Annotated in this window: 17 protein-coding genes and 1 pseudogene; 9 read left to right on the forward strand and 9 right to left on the reverse strand. The window is 58.1% G+C overall.

The window, feature by feature from the left end:
• From ACUSIJ_RS27355 to ACUSIJ_RS27370, 4 genes and pseudogenes are all read right to left on the reverse strand, one after another.
• Positions 1-450 (reverse strand): annotated as a pseudogene (locus ACUSIJ_RS27355) (thiolase family protein); the annotation flags it as partial.
• A 195-nt stretch (positions 451-645) separates the two neighbouring features.
• Positions 646-1,464 carry an ABC transporter permease gene (locus ACUSIJ_RS27360; protein WP_449311585.1) on the reverse strand — a complete coding sequence of 273 codons (819 nt, stop codon included), beginning with the start codon at positions 1,462-1,464 and terminating at the stop codon, positions 646-648.
• Between the two features lie 4 nt (positions 1,465-1,468).
• On the reverse strand, positions 1,469-2,308 hold the full coding sequence (locus ACUSIJ_RS27365; RefSeq protein ID WP_449311586.1) for an ABC transporter permease: 840 nt from the start codon (positions 2,306-2,308) through the stop codon (positions 1,469-1,471).
• On the reverse strand, positions 2,301-3,497 hold the full coding sequence (locus tag ACUSIJ_RS27370; RefSeq protein WP_449311587.1) for an ABC transporter ATP-binding protein: 1,197 nt from the start codon (positions 3,495-3,497) through the stop codon (positions 2,301-2,303). Before ACUSIJ_RS27370 ends, ACUSIJ_RS27365 begins: the two co-directional genes overlap by 8 nt.
• 583 nt (positions 3,498-4,080) lie before the next feature.
• Here ACUSIJ_RS27370 and ACUSIJ_RS27375 point away from each other — a divergent pair.
• From ACUSIJ_RS27375 to ACUSIJ_RS27385, 3 genes are all read left to right on the forward strand, one after another.
• The gene (locus ACUSIJ_RS27375; protein WP_449311588.1) at positions 4,081-5,451 is read left to right on the forward strand and encodes an MmgE/PrpD family protein; all 1,371 of its coding nucleotides are present in this window, start codon (positions 4,081-4,083) and stop codon (positions 5,449-5,451) included.
• Between the two features lie 385 nt (positions 5,452-5,836).
• Positions 5,837-7,033 carry a citrate synthase gene (locus tag ACUSIJ_RS27380; protein WP_449311589.1) on the forward strand — a complete coding sequence of 399 codons (1,197 nt, stop codon included), beginning with the start codon at positions 5,837-5,839 and terminating at the stop codon, positions 7,031-7,033.
• A gap of 210 nt (positions 7,034-7,243) precedes the next feature.
• Complete coding sequence (locus ACUSIJ_RS27385; protein ID WP_449311590.1) at positions 7,244-7,993, forward strand: GntR family transcriptional regulator; 750 nt, start codon at positions 7,244-7,246, stop codon at positions 7,991-7,993.
• A gap of 154 nt (positions 7,994-8,147) precedes the next feature.
• Here ACUSIJ_RS27385 and ACUSIJ_RS27390 read toward each other — a convergent pair whose 3' ends face one another.
• The gene (locus ACUSIJ_RS27390) at positions 8,148-9,491 is read right to left on the reverse strand and encodes an LLM class flavin-dependent oxidoreductase (protein WP_449311591.1); all 1,344 of its coding nucleotides are present in this window, start codon (positions 9,489-9,491) and stop codon (positions 8,148-8,150) included.
• 6 nt (positions 9,492-9,497) lie between these two features.
• The gene (locus tag ACUSIJ_RS27395; RefSeq protein WP_449311592.1) at positions 9,498-10,016 is read right to left on the reverse strand and encodes a flavin reductase family protein; all 519 of its coding nucleotides are present in this window, start codon (positions 10,014-10,016) and stop codon (positions 9,498-9,500) included.
• 110 nt (positions 10,017-10,126) lie between these two features.
• Between ACUSIJ_RS27395 and ACUSIJ_RS27400 the strand changes: the two genes are divergently transcribed.
• A complete protein-coding gene (locus tag ACUSIJ_RS27400) occupies positions 10,127-10,342 on the forward strand; it encodes a hypothetical protein (RefSeq protein WP_449311593.1) in 216 nt (71 codons plus the stop codon).
• Between the two features lie 74 nt (positions 10,343-10,416).
• Here the strand turns inward: ACUSIJ_RS27400 and ACUSIJ_RS27405 are convergent, their stop codons facing one another.
• Positions 10,417-11,523, reverse strand: coding sequence for an extracellular solute-binding protein (locus ACUSIJ_RS27405; RefSeq protein ID WP_449311594.1), 1,107 nt, complete (start codon positions 11,521-11,523; stop codon positions 10,417-10,419).
• Positions 11,524-11,716: 193 nt separating this feature from the next.
• Here ACUSIJ_RS27405 and ACUSIJ_RS27410 point away from each other — a divergent pair, with 193 nt between their 5' ends.
• The 4 genes from ACUSIJ_RS27410 (at position 11,717) to ACUSIJ_RS27425 (ending at position 15,339) form a co-directional block, all read left to right on the forward strand.
• Complete coding sequence (locus ACUSIJ_RS27410) at positions 11,717-11,881, forward strand: hypothetical protein (RefSeq protein WP_449311595.1); 165 nt, start codon at positions 11,717-11,719, stop codon at positions 11,879-11,881.
• Between the two features lie 577 nt (positions 11,882-12,458).
• Entirely contained in the window at positions 12,459-13,475 is a 1,017-nt protein-coding gene (locus ACUSIJ_RS27415) for a TRAP transporter substrate-binding protein (RefSeq protein WP_449311596.1), read from the forward strand.
• A gap of 15 nt (positions 13,476-13,490) precedes the next feature.
• The gene (locus ACUSIJ_RS27420; protein ID WP_449311597.1) at positions 13,491-14,024 is read left to right on the forward strand and encodes a TRAP transporter small permease; all 534 of its coding nucleotides are present in this window, start codon (positions 13,491-13,493) and stop codon (positions 14,022-14,024) included.
• A complete protein-coding gene (locus ACUSIJ_RS27425) occupies positions 14,017-15,339 on the forward strand; it encodes a TRAP transporter large permease (RefSeq protein ID WP_449311598.1) in 1,323 nt (440 codons plus the stop codon). Before ACUSIJ_RS27420 ends, ACUSIJ_RS27425 begins: the two co-directional genes overlap by 8 nt.
• Positions 15,340-15,454: 115 nt before the next feature.
• On the opposite strand, the gene ACUSIJ_RS27430 is transcribed toward ACUSIJ_RS27425, so the two are convergent.
• Entirely contained in the window at positions 15,455-16,189 is a 735-nt protein-coding gene (locus tag ACUSIJ_RS27430; protein WP_449311599.1) for a GntR family transcriptional regulator, read from the reverse strand.
• 225 nt (positions 16,190-16,414) lie between these two features.
• Between ACUSIJ_RS27430 and ACUSIJ_RS27435 the strand changes: the two genes are divergently transcribed.
• Positions 16,415-16,771 carry a RidA family protein gene (locus ACUSIJ_RS27435; RefSeq protein ID WP_449311600.1) on the forward strand — a complete coding sequence of 119 codons (357 nt, stop codon included), beginning with the start codon at positions 16,415-16,417 and terminating at the stop codon, positions 16,769-16,771.
• Here the strand turns inward: ACUSIJ_RS27435 and ACUSIJ_RS27440 are convergent, their stop codons facing one another.
• Positions 16,772-17,494 (reverse strand): aspartate/glutamate racemase family protein, encoded by a 723-nt coding sequence (locus ACUSIJ_RS27440; protein WP_449311601.1) that lies wholly within the window; start codon positions 17,492-17,494, stop codon positions 16,772-16,774.
• Between the last annotated feature and the right edge of the window lie 146 nt (positions 17,495-17,640).

Genomic DNA, 17,640 nt, shown 5'->3' on the forward strand with positions numbered 1-17,640 from the left:
GCGTGGGCGGCGATAAGCGCCAAACCGCGGCCGCCGCCTTCGCCTGCGAGCGCAGGGCGAAGGCGTCCTGATCCGCGCGGCTCACCGCAAAATCCTCGGCCATGTTCTCGCCGGTCTCGGGCATGGAATCGACGCCGTACTGCTCCCTTATCAACGGGTTGACGAAGCGCCAGCCGATGGTCGTGTCGTGGATTTCGGCGTGTCGGGAGAACGCCGTCTCCGCCTTGGGGACCACGAAGGGCGCGCGCGACATGCTCTCGACGCCGCCGGCGATGACGAGCTCCGCCTCGCCGGACCGGACGGCGCACGGCGGTGATGACGGCATCCATGCCCGAGCCGCAGAACCGGTTGATGGTCATGCCCGGTACGCTGACGGGCAGCCCCGCCGGCGGCAGTCACATGCGGGCGACGTTGCGGTTGTCCTCTTCCGCCTGGGCTGGCGCAGCCGAAGGACGCTTTTAAGCTGTTGAGGTTATGGCAGTATTCTGGTTGCGAGGGCGCGCAACCACCGAGACCGACATTCCCTGCAGGTGGTAATCTGACATACGATCCTGCGCCGCAGGCGCTCTCTTGACGAAAAATTTCGGGTGCCTCTCGCGAGAGCGCCCCTTGAAAAGATGGATTTGGTCGCGACTATCCTTCCCCCTATAGCCGCTTGGCGCGCTCCTCGCCGACGATCAGCCGCAGCACGCCGAACCATCGTTCTATAATGATGACGAAGGCAGCACTGATGATGATCATCAAGCCGCTAGCCGCCGCGATGATGGGGTCGGCGCCTTGCGAGGCGTAGCTGAAGATCTCGGCCGGCAGTGTCATCTTTCCCGGCAATGCGGTGAAGAGCGCAATGGTCACTTCGTCGAAGGACAGCAGGAAGGCAAAGAGGATTCCCGCAAGAATGCCGCGAAGTCCCAGCGGTATGATCACGTGGCGTAACGTATAGGTCCGTGAAGCACCTAGCGTGAAGCTGGCGAGCTCCAACCGTGGATCCAGCCCGCCCAGGCTGGTCATTGTCAGACGCAGCACGTAGGGCGCGGTGATCAGCACATGGCTCGCCAGAAGCGCGTAGGGTGCAGTGGGGATGGCAAGCCGGCCGAAAAGCTGGAGCAGCGCAATAGCAAGCACAATATGCGGCAAGGTGAGCGGCATCATGGCGAGCGAGACGAGCAAGGAGCGGCCCGGGAAACTCGGCTTAACAAGCACCACCGCGCTCAAGACGCCGAGAATGCCTGATGCCGCAGCCGTTAACACCGCGATTTCGACGCTGAACCGAAGGGCGTTCATGAAGGAGCGGTCGTCCAGCACTGCCTGATACCAGCGAATACCGAAGCTGCGCGGCGGGAAGCTAATATAGCCATCGGCGGTGAAGGAGGCAACGAGGACCACGATCATCGGCGCTAGCATGAAGAAGGAGAACAGCACGGCATAGATCTGGCCAGCACGCGCTAGAGTGTGTCGACGGGGCATCTGGCTATCCTCCAACTCGGGCGACAATGCGATTGCTGGCAATCGTCAGAATCGCCAGGACGGTTGTGGTGACGGCGAGAAGGATGATTGCCAGTGCGCTGCCGACTTGCCAGTCGCCGAGCACTAGGTTCTGCTGATAGATCAGGAAAGGCATGGTCTTGTTCTGCGCACCGCCAAGCAGGACAGGCGTGCTGAATGCCGTCATGGATAGTGAGAAGACGATTGCACAGCCAGCAACGACACCCGGCGCGCTTAGCGGCAGAATAATGCCCCAGAATATCCGCCACGTCCTTGCCCGCAGGCTCGCTGCCGCCCGCAACAACCGAAAATCGATCTTGGCCATGGCCGAATTGATCGACAGCACCATATAGGGAATGTAGATGTGCATGAGGCCGACAATGATAGCCCCCTCGGTCTTCAGCATGCGGGGCCGTATGTCGGAGGGAAAAAGCGATGCGATCGGACCGGTTGGACCGAGCAACACTATCCAGCCATATGTCCTGACGATAACACTGATGAAGAGTGGCGAGATGATGATAAACAGAAAGACTCGCCGCCATTTGCTGTTTGAAAAGAACAGGATCAATGCTGCGGGATAGCCCAGGAGCAGCGAGACGGTAGTGGTGATCAGGCCGATCATCAGTGTGCGCAACAGCACTTCCAGGTAAAAACCATCGGTAAGGATCAGTAAATAGTGAGAGAGGGAGGGGAAGCTCTCGGCCGTTACGCTGTTCTCGACGACAAGGCCAAGGGGCAGCAGGAAGAAGAAGGCGAGGATTACCAAGAACGGCAGCAACATCGCGGCTTGGGTGACGATGAGTGACAACCGATTCGTCTTAACCATTGGATGCGTCCAGTAGTGTTGAGGCTTCAGGCAGCCAACTCGCGTGAACGGCGTCCGAGCTGAAATCAACTTCGGCCTTGGAAGATCCGGAGGCCTCGAGAACACCGACGGCGGTTTCCACTCTATAGTAGCGATGCGGCCCGGCTTCTTGGATGGAGATGATCTTGCCTGGCAGAGTATTGCCTTCGCCGGTCATTTCTCTCAAGGAAATCTCCTCCGGTCGAATGAATAGGTCATATCTTCGCCCTTCGACCACGATCGCCGGTACCATGATTGCCTGTCCTTCGACCAAGATTGATCGCCCCTTGCGGCCGATACCGGCAAGATGGTTGGTGCGGCCGATGAAGCGGGCGACGAACTGACTGGCGGGCCGCTTGTAGATCTCCCGTGCATTGCCGATTTGCTCGATCCGCCCTTTGTTCATCACAGCGATGCGGTCGCAGATGCCAAATGCCTCCTCCTGATCATGGGTCACGAAGATGGTGGTGACATTGGCCTCGCGCTGGATACGCCTGAGCTCCATCTGCATGTCTGCACGCAGCCGCGCATCGAGATTGGATAGCGGTTCGTCAAGCAGCAGCAGTTCCGGCTGCACGGCCAACGCCCGGGCAATGGCGACCCGCTGCTGCTCTCCCCCCGAAAGCTCGCGCGGCAGACGATTGCCTTTGCCGCCCAGTCGCACGAGCTCCAGCAGGCCCGCGACCCGGTCGTCATAGTCTGCCGGCTTGCCCGCGACACGCAGGCCATAGCCGACGTTCTCCGTAACCGTCATATGCGGAAAGAGTGCATAGTTCTGGAACACGACGCCGACACCCCGTCGCTGCGGTGGCGCCTCCGTCACGTCGCGCGCGTTGAGTAGCACCTTGCCCCGGCTCGGCTCGATAAAGCCGGCGATCACGCCAAGCGTCGTAGACTTGCCGCAGCCGGAAGGGCCGAGCAGGCCAAAAAACTCGCCGGGATTGACCGAGAGCGAGAAGCGCGACATTACATTGACCGCCCCGTAGTCGACATCAATGTCGGCGAGCCTGAGCGATACGCCGCCGGCCGCTGTTGACTGACCCTGTTGGATCAACGGTTCACCTCCTACATTCAGCACTTGGCCGTCGTTGGCCGTAAGACCTTTGTCTCTGACGCCGAGTTCAGCGTCCGGCATCATCGGCACGGGCTGTCGGCCCAGATCTTCATGCATTCCAAACTCCCCTTATTTTGTTTGCCAGCCGACGGATGTGTCACAATATATAACTTTCATGATATGTTGATCACATTTCGTGATCAAGAATTTTGCCGCACTTCAAGCACGGCGGGATAGGAATCGAAATCACGGTCGGAAGGGCCTTCCGGAGAGGGATCTTGACACAAAGATATTGATATCACAATATGTGATCACGAAAGCAATCTTCCGCAGCCTGAGAAATGGGTGCGTCGCCTGAGAACCGCGGCTAGAGATTGTGCACCCATTTGTCGGGGATATCGGAATGACGATCACAAACTAAGGAGGCCGCCCAGCCAACTCCGAATACGGCAAGTGGCGAGACAGAGCGCCGGCAGAACATTCAGGACGTCGATCCAGCCCTTTTTGTCTCTGGTTGCGTCGCCGATCCGATCCTCGTTGACTTCCGCATCGACTGCGGGGTGGCTTCCTTCCCTGCTCATGCGGATCTTCTAGTTGTGGGTTCATCTTGAGGGACATACCCCAGACACCTCCGTTCGCGCAGGGTATAGGCAACGTCATGGGGAAGTCGCGGAATGGATTGATCTGAAGGACATTACGCATGACAACCAGCCCCAATCTACCTGCAAGCGTCATTTCATCCATCTCGGATTGGGCTGCGTGGGTCCGGAAGTTCAGTCCTCTTGCGCGGCAGCGGGCAGGTGATGCCATCCTCGATACCGTAGGCTGCATCGTGGCCGGTGCCAGGAACGAAGCGACGGTCATCGCGCGTGAAACCTTGGGGGTCGCAGGGTCTGGTTACTCCGTCGTGGGCGGATGGGTGGCGGTTCCGGGGCATGCTGCACTGATCAACGGGACTTCGGCGCACGCGCTTGATTTCGACGATACGTTCCGCCCGTTGATGGGCCATGCCTCCGCTGTTCTGGTTCCGGCACTGCTGGCGGCGGCAGAGAAACGGAAAATCAGCGGAGCCGATCTGATCGACGGATATCTGGTCGGTCTCGAGGCGCAGGCATTGCTTGGCGCCGGGATGAACCCTGGTCACTATGCGGCCGGCTGGCATGCTACCGCGACGATCGGCGCCATTGGGGCGGCCGCTGGCGTGGCGCGATTGATGGAACTGGACACGACCGGCATCGCCAACAGCATGAGCCTAGCTTGCAGCATGGCAAGCGGAACCAAGGCTCAGTTCGGATCACCAATCAAGCCGTTGCACGCCGGACTTTGCGCACGCAACGCGGTCGAAGCAGCCTTGATGGGCAAGTCCGGAATGAAAGGCCGGAACGATGTTGTTGAGCACAAATTCGGGCTACAACGATTATATGCGGGTCAAGGAACGCCATGGGCCAACGTTCTTCGGATGATCGGTGGAACGCACTCTATCGAGGCGATAGGTCTCACCCCGAAGCGCTTTCCCTGCTGTGCTGCGTCGCACAAGGTGCTCGACATGGTTCTCAACCTGAAGAACCTCCATGGCTTTGGTGCGGACGATGTGATCCAGATCGATACGCTGGTCGGCTCGATCAATCAGGCAAACCTGCCCTATGCTGAACCGGACAATGAAATGCAGGCAAAGTTTTCAATGAACTTCTGCGTTGCGCTGGCACTCGTCCAGGGACAGTTGAGGATAGCGGATTTCACGCCCGCAGGACTCGCGCGCCCGGAGGTCCGTCGCCTGATGCCGTTGGTCCGCATGCGGGCCTATACGCCCGAGGAAGAGAACGGGGGCGTGAATCTTCCCCACAAGGTCAGCATACGACTGTCGGACGGAAGGATTCTGTCAGACGAGCGGCTTCTGCAAAAAGGGTCGATTTCCGAGCCCTTCGATGAGGCATCGCGCCTGGATAAATTCCGTGATTGCTGCGCCGGATATCTCAGTCCGAACGCAACCGAAAAACTTCTGGAGGGCCTGAGGAGTTGCGATGATATCTCGGATATTTCATTTCTTTTCCAGCATCTGAGACGGGTATGACACGCAGCGAAATCCGCGATCAGAAGGCGGGCTGAAGAGTGTTTGGATCGTCTGCTCCCCTCCCCTTCGGGTCCGTTTGGTGCGCATGGTAGACCGCAGCGAGCGCGGCTATCGGTCTCGCTTGAGGAACGAAATATCCGCCCTTTGAGCCACCGCAAGCCGAAACCGGCACGTTTCTCCGACAGCATAAGCACGTCGAGCGCGCCAACATTGATGAAACCGAAAGTATACGCTAGACAACACTGCACAATATGGAGCAATAAACATCAATCTTGAGAGCTAATCCGGCTGATAATAGCGCATGTTGTTATAATTTATTTGCTCACGGCACGTCATCACATAGTGAAAGTGTCATTCCAGGTGCGAACCTCATGTGGACAAGACTATGATGTCATCTCCCATTTCGCGTGACTCCTATGTCTCGTCGGCGGTGGCCACGCAGATTCTCGGCGTACGCAGCGCCACGCTCTACGCCTATGCCAGCCGCGGCCTGGTGCGGACGCGGGTCGACGCCACCGATCCACGCAAACGTTTCTACAACCTGAAGGATCTCAAAGCCCTGGTGCGTCGCAAGGCGCTGGCCAAGCGGCCGGATGAGGCGGCCGCCTCGACGCTGAACTTCGGCCTGCCGATCATGTCCTCGCAGCTTTCGGCAATTGATGAGCGCCGCATCCTCTACCGCGGACACGATGTTGTGGATTGGTCTTCGACGGCCACATTGGAACAGACGGCCGCCCTGCTCTGGGATTGCTCGCTCAACTACTTTGCCGAGCCACGCACGATCGAGGTTGACCCGGCCATTCTCGCGATAGGCGCTGAACAGGCGAAGGTGGACCAGCGTTGCCTCGTCGCGATGGCTCACCTGGCAGCTCGCTCGACAGGCGGATATCGGCGGGACAAGCAGCCCGCATTCACGGATGCCGTTACCATCGTGCGCACCATGCTGGCCCTCATTCTGGGAAAAGCGGCGGACAGGAATCCGATCCACAGTCAATTGAGCGAGCACTGGGGGCTCGATCCCGAGCGTGCCGATCTCTGCCGTCTCGCCCTTTCCCTGTCCGCCGACTACGAACTGAACACGGCCACTTTCGGTGTGCGTGTCGTCGCGTCCACCGGCGCGTCCTTATCTTCCTGCGTCTGTGCGGGGCTTGCCGCCTACGGATCGCCATTCCATGCGGGTCAGATGGACCTGATCGAATCCCTGTTCGAAGAAGCCGAAAAGCAGGATAGCCGCCATGCCCTGGCAGCCAGAATTCAGCGCGGCGAGAACTTGCCAATCTTTGGCCTGCAATTGCACGAAAGGGGCGATCCCCGCGCGCAAGCGATTTTGGCGCGTCTCCCGCCAGACGCGCCGTCGCTGCGCGTCATTGAAGAGATGGGCACGCTGCTGGGAATGTCGCCGAACCTCAATATCGCGCTCGTCGCCATGCGTCGCGCCCTCGCGCTGCCGCGTGATGCCGCCGTTTCGTTGTTTCTCCTGGCACGCTGCGTCGGGTGGATATCCCATGCGCTGGAACAACAGGCAAGCGAACGCCCGATCCGGCCGAGGGCCCGGTATCCCGGCCCGGAAGAGAAGTCCTGAAACCTGCCCGCACGCGGCAGCGTTGTCACGGAACGGCTCTTGCCTTAGCAGTCGAGGTCGGTCCCATCCAATTTGGCACTGAGATAAGGAACAAGTGACATAGCAGGAACCGTCGTTGAGTTTTTTTGATTTGATCGTGAATCGTCATCACAATATTTTCAGGTTGCCTAGCAGCGCATTGGCTGCGCCAATGCAGAACCGGAAGACAAGATGCAAGAGATGGATGTGGAAGAGACACAATCTGTAGCGAAGGGGCCCATTCCCGGAAGAGCCGGCAGGGTGACCATGCAGGACAAGGTCTTGGCCAGCCTGCAATACGGGCTGATGTCAGGATTCTTCGTTCCCGGCCAGACCTTGAGTCTGCGCAAGATCGCCGCCAGCCTCAACACGAGCCTGATGCCTGTCAGGGAAAGCCTGAGCCGACTTGTGGCGGCCCATGCGCTCGAGGAATTGCCCAATCGCACGGTTAGGGTGCCGAGGTTGTCGGTCAGAGGCCTGATCGAGCTGTTCGAGGTGCGCACGCTGGTCGAAGGCATGGCTGCCCGCGTCGCCTGCGAACGGGTGGACGATGCGATGATCCGCGACCTGAACACGATCAACGAGCAACTGCTTGCCGCACATGCCCAGAAGGACATGGCCCAGGTACTTATCGCCAACAAGAACTTCCATTTCACCATTTATCGCTCGGCGAATTCGGACATATTGATGCCGCTTATCGAATCGCTCTGGCTGCGCTGTGGACCCACCATGTATTTCTCGATGAATTCACCCCGCAACCTCTGGGATACGTCCACGCATCTGCGCATGTTGGAAGCCTTCCGGGCCAACGACGCCACGGCGGCACAGGAGGCCATGGTCGAAGACATCATGAAGACCGGCGACTACCTGATCGCAGAGGCACGGATCGAGCCCACGACCGGCCCCTTCGCGTCACTCTCAAAGGTGCACCGCGCCGAATAGGCAATGCCCAGACGTCAGTTCTGATCCGGCAGGGGCAGGCTTCATCCAGGGCATTGCAGCGGCGGAAGGGTGAACGAACCGCAATCCAGTCTGGTCCGTGCACCGCCGGCTCACGCTTTCATATTGGCCAGAGATTGTCTCAACCGGAGCGAGTTTACATCCGCGCCGTAGGGATATGACGCGAGACGATATCAGAAAGGCCAAGATTCTCGCGCAGAGTTTGTCCTTCATATTCCGTACGGAAAAGCCCGCGGTTCTGCAGTTCCGGGACAATGCGGTCGACGAAAGCGTGCACGTCGCCTGGCTGTTTCGCCGCAAGCACGTTGAACCCGTCAGCAGCGCCCTCGGTAAACCATTTCTGCATGACATCAACGACCTCGGAGGGAGTGCCGACGACCACATGATGCGAGTTGCCGATTGACGTGTACTGGTAGAGCTGTCGGATCGACCAGTTGTTCTCCCGTGCCAGCTTGAGCTGCAGCTCACCACGGCTGATGACCGGAATATCCCTTCTCAGTTCCGGCAGCGGCCCGTCGAGGTCATAGCCGCTCAGATCGCCGAAAAAGCGCACCAGCTTCTCCAGGCCAACCAGCGGGTCGATCTCGTTCTGCATCTTCCGGTACCGTTCCTCAGCTTCCCGATGCGTGTCACCGATCACCGGAAGAATGCCCGGCATGATCTTCACCTGGTCGGGGTTGCGCCCGGCCCGTGCAATCCGCGCCTTCATCTCGGTGTAGAATGGCTTCGCATCTTCGAAGCGGTTCTGCACCGCATAGATCAGCTCGGCGTAGGAGGCGGCGAAATCCATGCCGTCGTCGGATGCTCCCGCCTGCACGATGACGGGACGGCCTTGCGGCGTGGGTGGTTGGTTCAGCGGTCCCCTCACCTTGAAGAATTCGCCGACGTGGTTCAGCGGGTGCATCTTTTCCTTCTCGACGAAGACGCCGCGCTCCCGATCGCGCACGAAGGCGTCCTTCTCCCAGCTGTCCCAGAGGCCGAAAGCGACATCGAGTGCTTCCCTGGCCCGGCGGTAACGCTGGTCCTTGGGCAGGATCTTGTCCTGGCTGAAATTTTGCGCCTCGTTGTCACGGGATGATGTGACGACGTTCCAGCCGGCACGGCCGCCACTCAGATGATCCAGCGATCCGAACTGGCGAGCCAACTGGTAGGGCTGGTGGAACGTGGTCGACGCCGTCGCGACGAGGCCGATGTGCGAGGTGTGAGAGCTCAGCGCCGCCAGCAGCGTGATCGGCTCGAATTCGGCTCCCACCGGGGTGCGGCCGAACGCGCCGGGCGGCGCGTCGGACACAGTTATGGCATTCTGATCGGCCAGAAAGACCAGATCGAACAGGCCCGCCTCGGCCTTCCGGGCGAGGTCGAGATAGTATTTGAAATTGATCGCGCCGTCGGCGGGAACATTCGGATCAAGCCAGGCGCTTGGATGGTATCCCACGCCTCGCATCGAAAGACCGAGACGCATCTTTCGGGTCGCAGCCATTTTCTTTTATCCTTGGTCTATGTTGATAAACTTGCCCATGTGGTAAAGGAGCGGCGCGCCACCGCTTACGCTTGCGGCGCGCAATCCTCCGATGATGATGCGGTGGTCGCCTCCGTCATGCACTGCGACGACCTCGCAGCCGGCGCGAGCGACCGCGCCGTCGAGGGCCGGCATGCCAACGGGATCCACAAACCAGCTAACCGCATCGAACTTGTCCTCGCGTTTGGACGCGAAGAGCCTCGCCACCTGTTCCTGCCCATTGCCAAGAAAGTTGATGCAGAACTTGCCGACTTCAAGCAACGGCTTGAGCGTCGAGGAACGGTCATCGACGCAGATCAGGAACTGTTGCGGCTCCAGCGACAGGGACGTCACAGCCGTCATGGTCAACCCCCTTGGATACCCGTCCCGATCGATGGTGGTCACGACAGCCACGCCGCTCGGCCATTGCGCGGCGCAGGCACGAAACGTTTCCGGCGGCACCGCGCTGGCAGGCGCAAAGGTGGTCTGGGCTGGCTGGATTGTCATGGCATAGGCCTCCGCTTTCTTTCAGGATAAAAGAGCGCCAAGCCGTGTCACCCGTCAATATAGATAGCGTAAATCAACATAAAAGAATTCATTTCAATAACGAAGCTGGAATGACCGAAGAAGACGAGATCGTTCATACATGGCGTGCTCTTGATGCGGCGCCGATACGCGCCAGTCAGATGAAGCGGCGGATGTTGCGGACACGGTTGGTGATGCCGCTCTTCCTCCCGACATGTCCGATACCTGCTGCCCGGATGAAGAGTCCGATGCGGGATTTCCGGGCGGCAACTTATGGCTTCGGCAAAGACCGATATTCAGCGAGATGACCTGCCGAGACAGTCAGGGCAGCAGCCGGCAACGGGTCGGCCTGAGACCCGCCACCGGCAATCATCGCGTGAGTCTAACGCTCGACTTCTTTATTCCACCTGTTCACAAGTTCTGGCAGCGAGGCGGTGAGCTTGCGATAATCGGGAAAGAATATGGTCTCGAGCGGCGGGAAGAATTCGGCAAGTTCATCCGGAATCTTGATATCCGGAACGACCGCCGCGTAACCTGCTTTCAGAGCAATTTTTTCTTGAACCTCACGCGAAAGCAGATAGTTGATCCAGGCATGCGCGACGTTCGGATGAGAAGCATTCTTTACGATGCCGACCGAACTCAGGTAGCCGACAGCACCTTCCTTGGGCGTGACAAACCTGATGGGAAGCCCGGCCTGATTGTGGAATATCGCTCTGCCGGCGCTATGCGACCAGAGCCAAAGCTGCCCCTCCTGGGCAAGAGAGTCCATCGCACCCGAAGCGCTGAAGAAGTCGTAGACATTCGGCATCAGCTCTGCGAATTTGGCGAAAGCCTCGTCAAATTTATAGGGATCTCCACTCAATATTTTTGAAATGAGCGCAATTGTTCCGACGGTACTCGTGCTGTTTATATTCAGCATCCCCGTATGCTGCTTGAACTTTGGATCCCACATGTCCCACCATGAGGTGGGTGGCGTGAAGCCTTTCTCGTTAAATATAGTTTCGTGATAGTGGATCCCGACAACATTCTGGCCAACGGGGAGGACTTTCTGTTCCGTTTTCAGGCTGGACGGAACAAGAGAAGTATTCGGAATTTTCGCCGCATCATAGTTGTCGACGATGTCGTCATCAATCGCCTGATAGGTTGTGGCGCCGGCGAGCCACAGAACATCGACCGAAGGACTGTTGCGCTGGGCCCGGATCTTGGCCAGATTTTCGGCCGCCGGGCTGGGAACGTAAATCAGATTCTTGACGCCATATCGTTCGAGAAACGGCGGAATGATTTCCTCTTCCATGACCTTCTGCATGACGCCGCCAGTGCATGCAAAGACCAGTTCCTCCTCGATCGGACCATAGTCGACACCGTCCGACGAGGCCGCGTGTGCCGTGGAAGTACTCGAGAGAATGGCGGGGCAGGCAAGTGAAGCAAGGCCTAGCCCCACCATTTCCCGTCTGCTCAACGATAGCTTTGTCTTCTTTGAGATCGCCATACCTTATTCCCCTTTTGATATTCGTGACGTTGGGCCAAGCGAAAAAGCAAACCCAACCTGGCATCCTCCTCTTTCTCTCCACCATATCGTGATCACACTTTGAGATCAATAGTCTTCCTTGCCGCTATGTCGTCCCCCCTCACCACCTGGCGGGTTCGCCCTGAAATATGGCTGGAACCATGAAGGAGGCCCGATGCGCCGCGGCCATCGCTGCCAGTTGAAGGGGCTCCAGAAGGAGAACGACCGCTTCGCAGGCCGCCCGCCGATCTGCCGCAGGGCACCTGCCCTTTGCCGGAAGCGGCAAATCCCCTACCATTTCACCTTCTGCGCCGAGCAGAGCCATCAGGCATCGATCTGACAGCGACCATGGGCTTCGCGTTCATCAAAGCCCGGGCCCGGCAGCCAAACGTCCGGCGAGACGGGGAGCATTCCACTTGCAGCCCGAAGAATGCAATCCATGGACCTTGACAAATTTTCGTCATAGATCACACTGTGTGATCACAATAAAAAGGAGAACCTTCACATGCACGGGTATCTGTATCGACGGCAAGCTCCCGATTAGAGCGCTTTCCGATTAAATGAAATCATTTAATCGATATGCATTCGCTCCAACTCAACGAGTTGGATCATGTCGGCGTTTCCGTGACACGCTGACATGATCTAGTGGCTGGCTTGACCGACTTTTCGGCAATAGGCGGCTGCGGCATGTAGCCGAATGCGCCGCGCTGCGGCACAGCCAACAATTGCCGGGATCGGTCTTCCCGGCCATCCACACCCGCCGCACCGGAGTGATAATGACAGCTGGAGGCCGGCATTCCCGCCGGCGATTTGGTTATTCGCCGGCGGGAATGCCGACAGATATCCCTGAGACCACCGGCAAGGCCGGCTTTACTCATCCAAAGACCTCGCATAATCCATAAAAAAGGGGAACTGACATGCCATTAAAAGAACAGCTTCAGGTACTTGGAAGGGCAATCGGAATTGCCTTGGCGACCACCATCTGCTTCTCGCATGCCCTCGCGCAAGACTATACGCTGGACATGGCGAACGAATACAACACGACCTCGATTGTTGGGCGCGCAGATGCTCATTTCGCCGAGCTGGTCGCGCAGAAGACCGGTGGCCGCGTCAAGGTCGTTGTTCATTTCAGCGGCGCCCTGGGCATCAAGTCCGAGGATGTGATCGATTCGGTGGGAACGGGCGCCGTGTCACTCGCGGATTTCCCCCTTGAGGTCGGCGCGGGTCATAACCCTCTGTATTCCATGACAAACTTGCCGTTCTTCGGCATCAGCCTCTCGCAGGCCATCGTGATGCAGGACGTCGCCAAACCCTACCTCACCGACATGATGAAGGAAGATAATATCGTCCCGCTGTACTTCACCATCTGGCCGCCCATCGGGCTCTGGTCGAACAAGCCGATCAAAACGACCGATGACCTCAAGCGGCTGCGTGTGCGCGTCACACAACCGATCACGGCAGACCTCTTCAAGGCCGCGGGGTCCACGCCCATACAACTGAGCTGGGCCGATGTCGTTCCCCAGATCATGACCGGGGCTCTCGACGCCGTCCATACGTCCATTCAGGGACTATCGCTCGGCTTGCCGGCCAAGGATGTGCCCTACTTCATGGATTTTGGCTCGCATGTCAGCCAGAATGCGGCTGTGATCAACGCGGACCTGCTCGAGAGCTTCCCGGAGGACATTCGGACCGCCATCATCGAAGCCGGCGTTGAAACGGAACAATGGTCGCACGGCATGATCGCCGAAATCCTGGAAGCCGAATATAAACGGATTTCGGAAAACAATATTACCTTGATGAAACAGGCAGATATTCCGCCGGAGCTGATGGCGTTCTTCCGCCAGATTTCTGCCCCTCTCATCGCCAACTGGCAGACCAGGGCGGGGGAAGCCGGCGCCGGGTTCATTGCTGAATATCAGACGCGCACCCAGTAACTGCGCGAGGTGACGATGACTCGCTTCGCGCTTTCTTTCGACAAACTAGCGGAACGACTGTCACGCATGGCGGAGGCATTGGCGTCCCTGTCAGTCCTCCTCCTGCTTTTGCATATCCTGCTTGAGATAACACTGCGGTCGTTCTTTTCGGCTTCTACATTCGTACTCGACGAATTTGTCGGCTACGCGATGGTTGCGCTGACCTTTCTCGGTCTCGGTCCGACATATCGGCGGCACGGGCATTTAAGGGTCATGATCCTGCTGAATGTCCTGAATGACTCCATGAAAAATCTCACAGAGGTAATCCTGCTAAGCGTTGCGGTTGCAATCAGTATCTTTATTGCATTCTACTTCGCAGAAGCCGGCATTCGCTATTGGACACGCGGCATAGTGAGCCGCACGATAGCCGAAGTACCGATGTGGATTCCGATGGCGGTCGTTGTCCTGGGGCTCGCGATCTTCGCCGTTCAGGCCGTATCTTCAATCCTTCTTATAGCGACAGGCCTGGCCACGGGAGACGATCTTCAGAAGGAAGTCGTTGATGTCTGATATTGTCTTCAATTCAATCTTCCTGTTCGCCGCAATGCTCATCCTGTTGTGCAGCGGGATGTGGATATTTCTTGTCCTGACCGCCCTTGGCGCTTTAGGTCTCTGGTGGGTGACAGGCTTCCCGATCAACCGCATCGGCCTCCTGCTCCAGACCACGTTCTGGAACAGCTCCAAGATGTGGGAACTGTCAGCCGTGCCGCTTTTTGTCTGGATGGGCGAAATATACTACCGCACCAATCTGGCGGCGGAGCTGTTTCGCGGGATTGCACCGTGGATCCGCTGGCTGCCGGGCAGGCTGCTTCATTCCAATGTCATCGGATGTACCGCTTTCGCTGCCGTCAGCGGGTCTTCGGCCGCCACCACGGCCACAATCGCGCGGATAACGCTGCCGGTGTTGGCGACGAAGGGCTATTCGCGCAACCTCGCCCTCGGCTCACTGGCGGGAGCGGGAACGCTCGGGATACTCATTCCGCCGTCGACGGCTCTCATCATATACGGGGTATTGGCCGAAGTATCGATTGCGGACCTGTTCGTGGCCGGTATTGTGCCTGGCCTTATGGTTGCAGGGCTATCGTCACTTTTCATCATGATCGTGGCTCTCATCAAGCCCTCGGTCGAAGGCACCGTCGGTCCGGAAGAGGATGAGGACGATCGGCCTTCGGTCCTGTCCTCACTTTCCGACATTCTGCCTACGGCGACGGTGTTTGCAGTCGTCATGGGGACGATCTATCTCGGCGTCGCGACGCCGTCCGAGTCGGCGGCAATCGGCCTGATGATGACGGGCGGGATTGTCACTCTCAAGCGACGTTTCAGCATCCGCGTGTTGGCCGAAGCCCTGGCAAGCGCTGTCCGCACGTCTTGTATGGTGTGTATACTGTTGGTATCAGCCGCCTTCCTGACATCGGCGATGAGCTTCATGCACCTGCCCACCCAGATCGCCGAGGCAATAGGCCAGATGAATTTGCCACCTTTGCAACTGATCCTTATCTTGGCAATATTCTATCTGCTCCTCGGCATTATCGTCGATGGGTTGCCTATTATGGTGATGACCCTTCCTTTCGTTTATCCTCTCGTGACAGCCGCCGGATACGATCCGATTTGGCTCGGCATATTCATTATTCTGAACATCGAGATGGGAATGGTATCGCCTCCCGTCGGGTTGAACCTGTTTGTTATAAAAGGTTTGACCGGTGAATCGATAGGCAGGATCGGATATGCGGCACTTCCGTTTTTCGCCGTGATGTGCGTTGTTACGGCACTTATCTCTGTCTTTCCGGACCTGGTTTTATGGCTGCCTTCATTGGCACTTAATTAACCGCCGGATTATGGGATATCATCGGGATGAGATGGATTGGCGCTTATCAGGCAAGCCTTGAGCAGCTTTCAACCTCCAGATGTCGCAATGGGTCGATGCAGCCGAATGGCAGAGGTCATGCATTCGAGAGATGCCCTCCATCGTCAGAACCGAAGGACAGCTCCGCTATAGGGCCGGTTCTCACGCCGTTCCTCGATTGCTGGATGAGGTAGTCTCCTGTCTTCATGATATCGCGTGCCATGGCGGCCTCGGCAGCGTCAGGATCGCGGCGTTCCAGTGCCTCGAGGATGTCGAGGTGGGAGGAAGAGTCCCAGAGCCCCGGCGAACTCAAGGAAAAGTACATTGTCGGTCCCGAGCGTAGCCAGAGTCCTTCGATGATGGGCAGCAGGATGGTCGAACAGGTCAGCCGATAAAGGGCGAAATGGAAGTGCTGGTTCGCCTTCAGCACCTCGCCCATAGCGCCTTCATCATGGGCATTCTTGACCGCCTGGTTCATCTGGACGAGCTGTCGCAATCCTTCGTCCGTCCTCTTGCCAGCGGCGATCCTCGCCGCCATACCTTCAACGCGGACACGCAGCTCGAACAGTTCTTCCAGGCTCTCGGTGCTCAGGCGCGGCACCCGAACGGAACGATTGGGCAGCTCCTCGAGCGCATTCGCAGCGATGAGCCGGCTCAGGCTCTCCCTTATCGGCATGGCGCTCGTGCCGAAGCTTGCTGCCAGCTTGCGTAGGCTGAAGACCTGTCCCGGCACGAGAAGTCCAGACATCAGTCCATAGCGCAATCCCGCCAGGACCTTGTCCTGAACGTTGCCGCGGCCACCCTTCGCTTCCCCTTGTTCATCCGTCTTCATCGGCTCTCCACGCTTGACGATCTCGTTTTGTGATGACAATTTGAGATTAAAGAATCAGTGCCAACATCAGGCATCTTTGCATAAACTACAAGAATTTTCGGCTCGTGTTGACGGGCGAGTCACACGGAAATGGCTAAGGCACAACTTGTGAATATCGGCGGCTGCAAGTCGCTTCCGAACCGGACTGCAATTCCATCACACGCATACTTTGCCGAGAGGACATCAATGAGCGCTTCCATAAAACGGTATCCTGGCACGGCTCGCATGAGCAACATGGTTGCCTGTCACGGGGTCTTGCTGACAAAGGGCATTACGGCTCGTGGCACGCCGCGGGATGTCACGGTCCAGACGGCGGATGTCCTGCGTCAGCTTGACGCCTTGCTGGCCGAGGCCGGTCTGGGCAGGGAAGCCCTCCTGCAGGTAATGATCTGGCTGGCTGATTCCCGTGACTTCGATGCCATGAACATCGTCTACGACGAATGGGTGCCGCAGGGGCATCAACCGGTTCGGGCCTGTGTGGAATGCAGGCTCGCCAGTCCCGATCTGCTCATCGAGATACAGGCGAGCGCGGCCCTCTTCTGATCAGGGAATATCGATGCTGCCCGGCGCGACACCGCGTTCGGGCAGCGTTTCATAGCACCGCTTGCTATGGGACAGGCCCAGATTCACCAGGCTGATCGCCATGTTGATGGCGCAGGCCATAGGCTCGACGATCGGAAGGCCATAGCGGCTTGCCAGTCCACTCACATAGTCCGACATGGCCGTGCACCCGAACAGGATGACATCCGCACGATGCTGTGCAAGTGCCGCCTCAATTTCGCGCTCGATAATAGCGAGACAGTAATCCTGCGATTCGATGAGATCGGCGGGCGGGCAGTCCACGATATGCATCGAGCAGATCTTGTGGCTGAAACCATAGGCGCGAATGTGTTCCTCGAGCGCCTGCTGACCATTGCGCATGCCCAGCACGGCGATCCGGTACCCCAGCATGCTTGCCACATGCAGGCCCGAGTGCGCTGGTGCCATGACCGGAATGTGCACTATCTCGCGGGCAGCACGCAATACGGGGTCCACGCAGCAATCAAGCACGACAGCATCGACCCCGTCATTTTCCGCCCTGCGAACCTCCTCGAGAATACAGGGGCCTGCCAGCACTTCCTCGGTCGCGAATTCCATGGAAAACGGGCCGTGCCGGATCGGCACGACCTCAATCTCGACACCGGGACGTTCCCATTGTCGCCGCTGAATGGTCATTCCGGTGATGACCTTGGGTGAACGGACGGGGACAATGTCGCGAATTCGCATCGTGGAACGCACTCACAACTGTGATTATAGATTGTGATCATAACATTCGTGCGCCAGGATGCAATATGGGCCGACTTACTGCGACAGCCGGCATAAACCGAATTTTTTCTCTTGCTATTCGCAAAATGTGATCACAAAATGATATT

It is taken from the genome of Pseudochelatococcus sp. B33 (genome assembly GCF_053570585.1).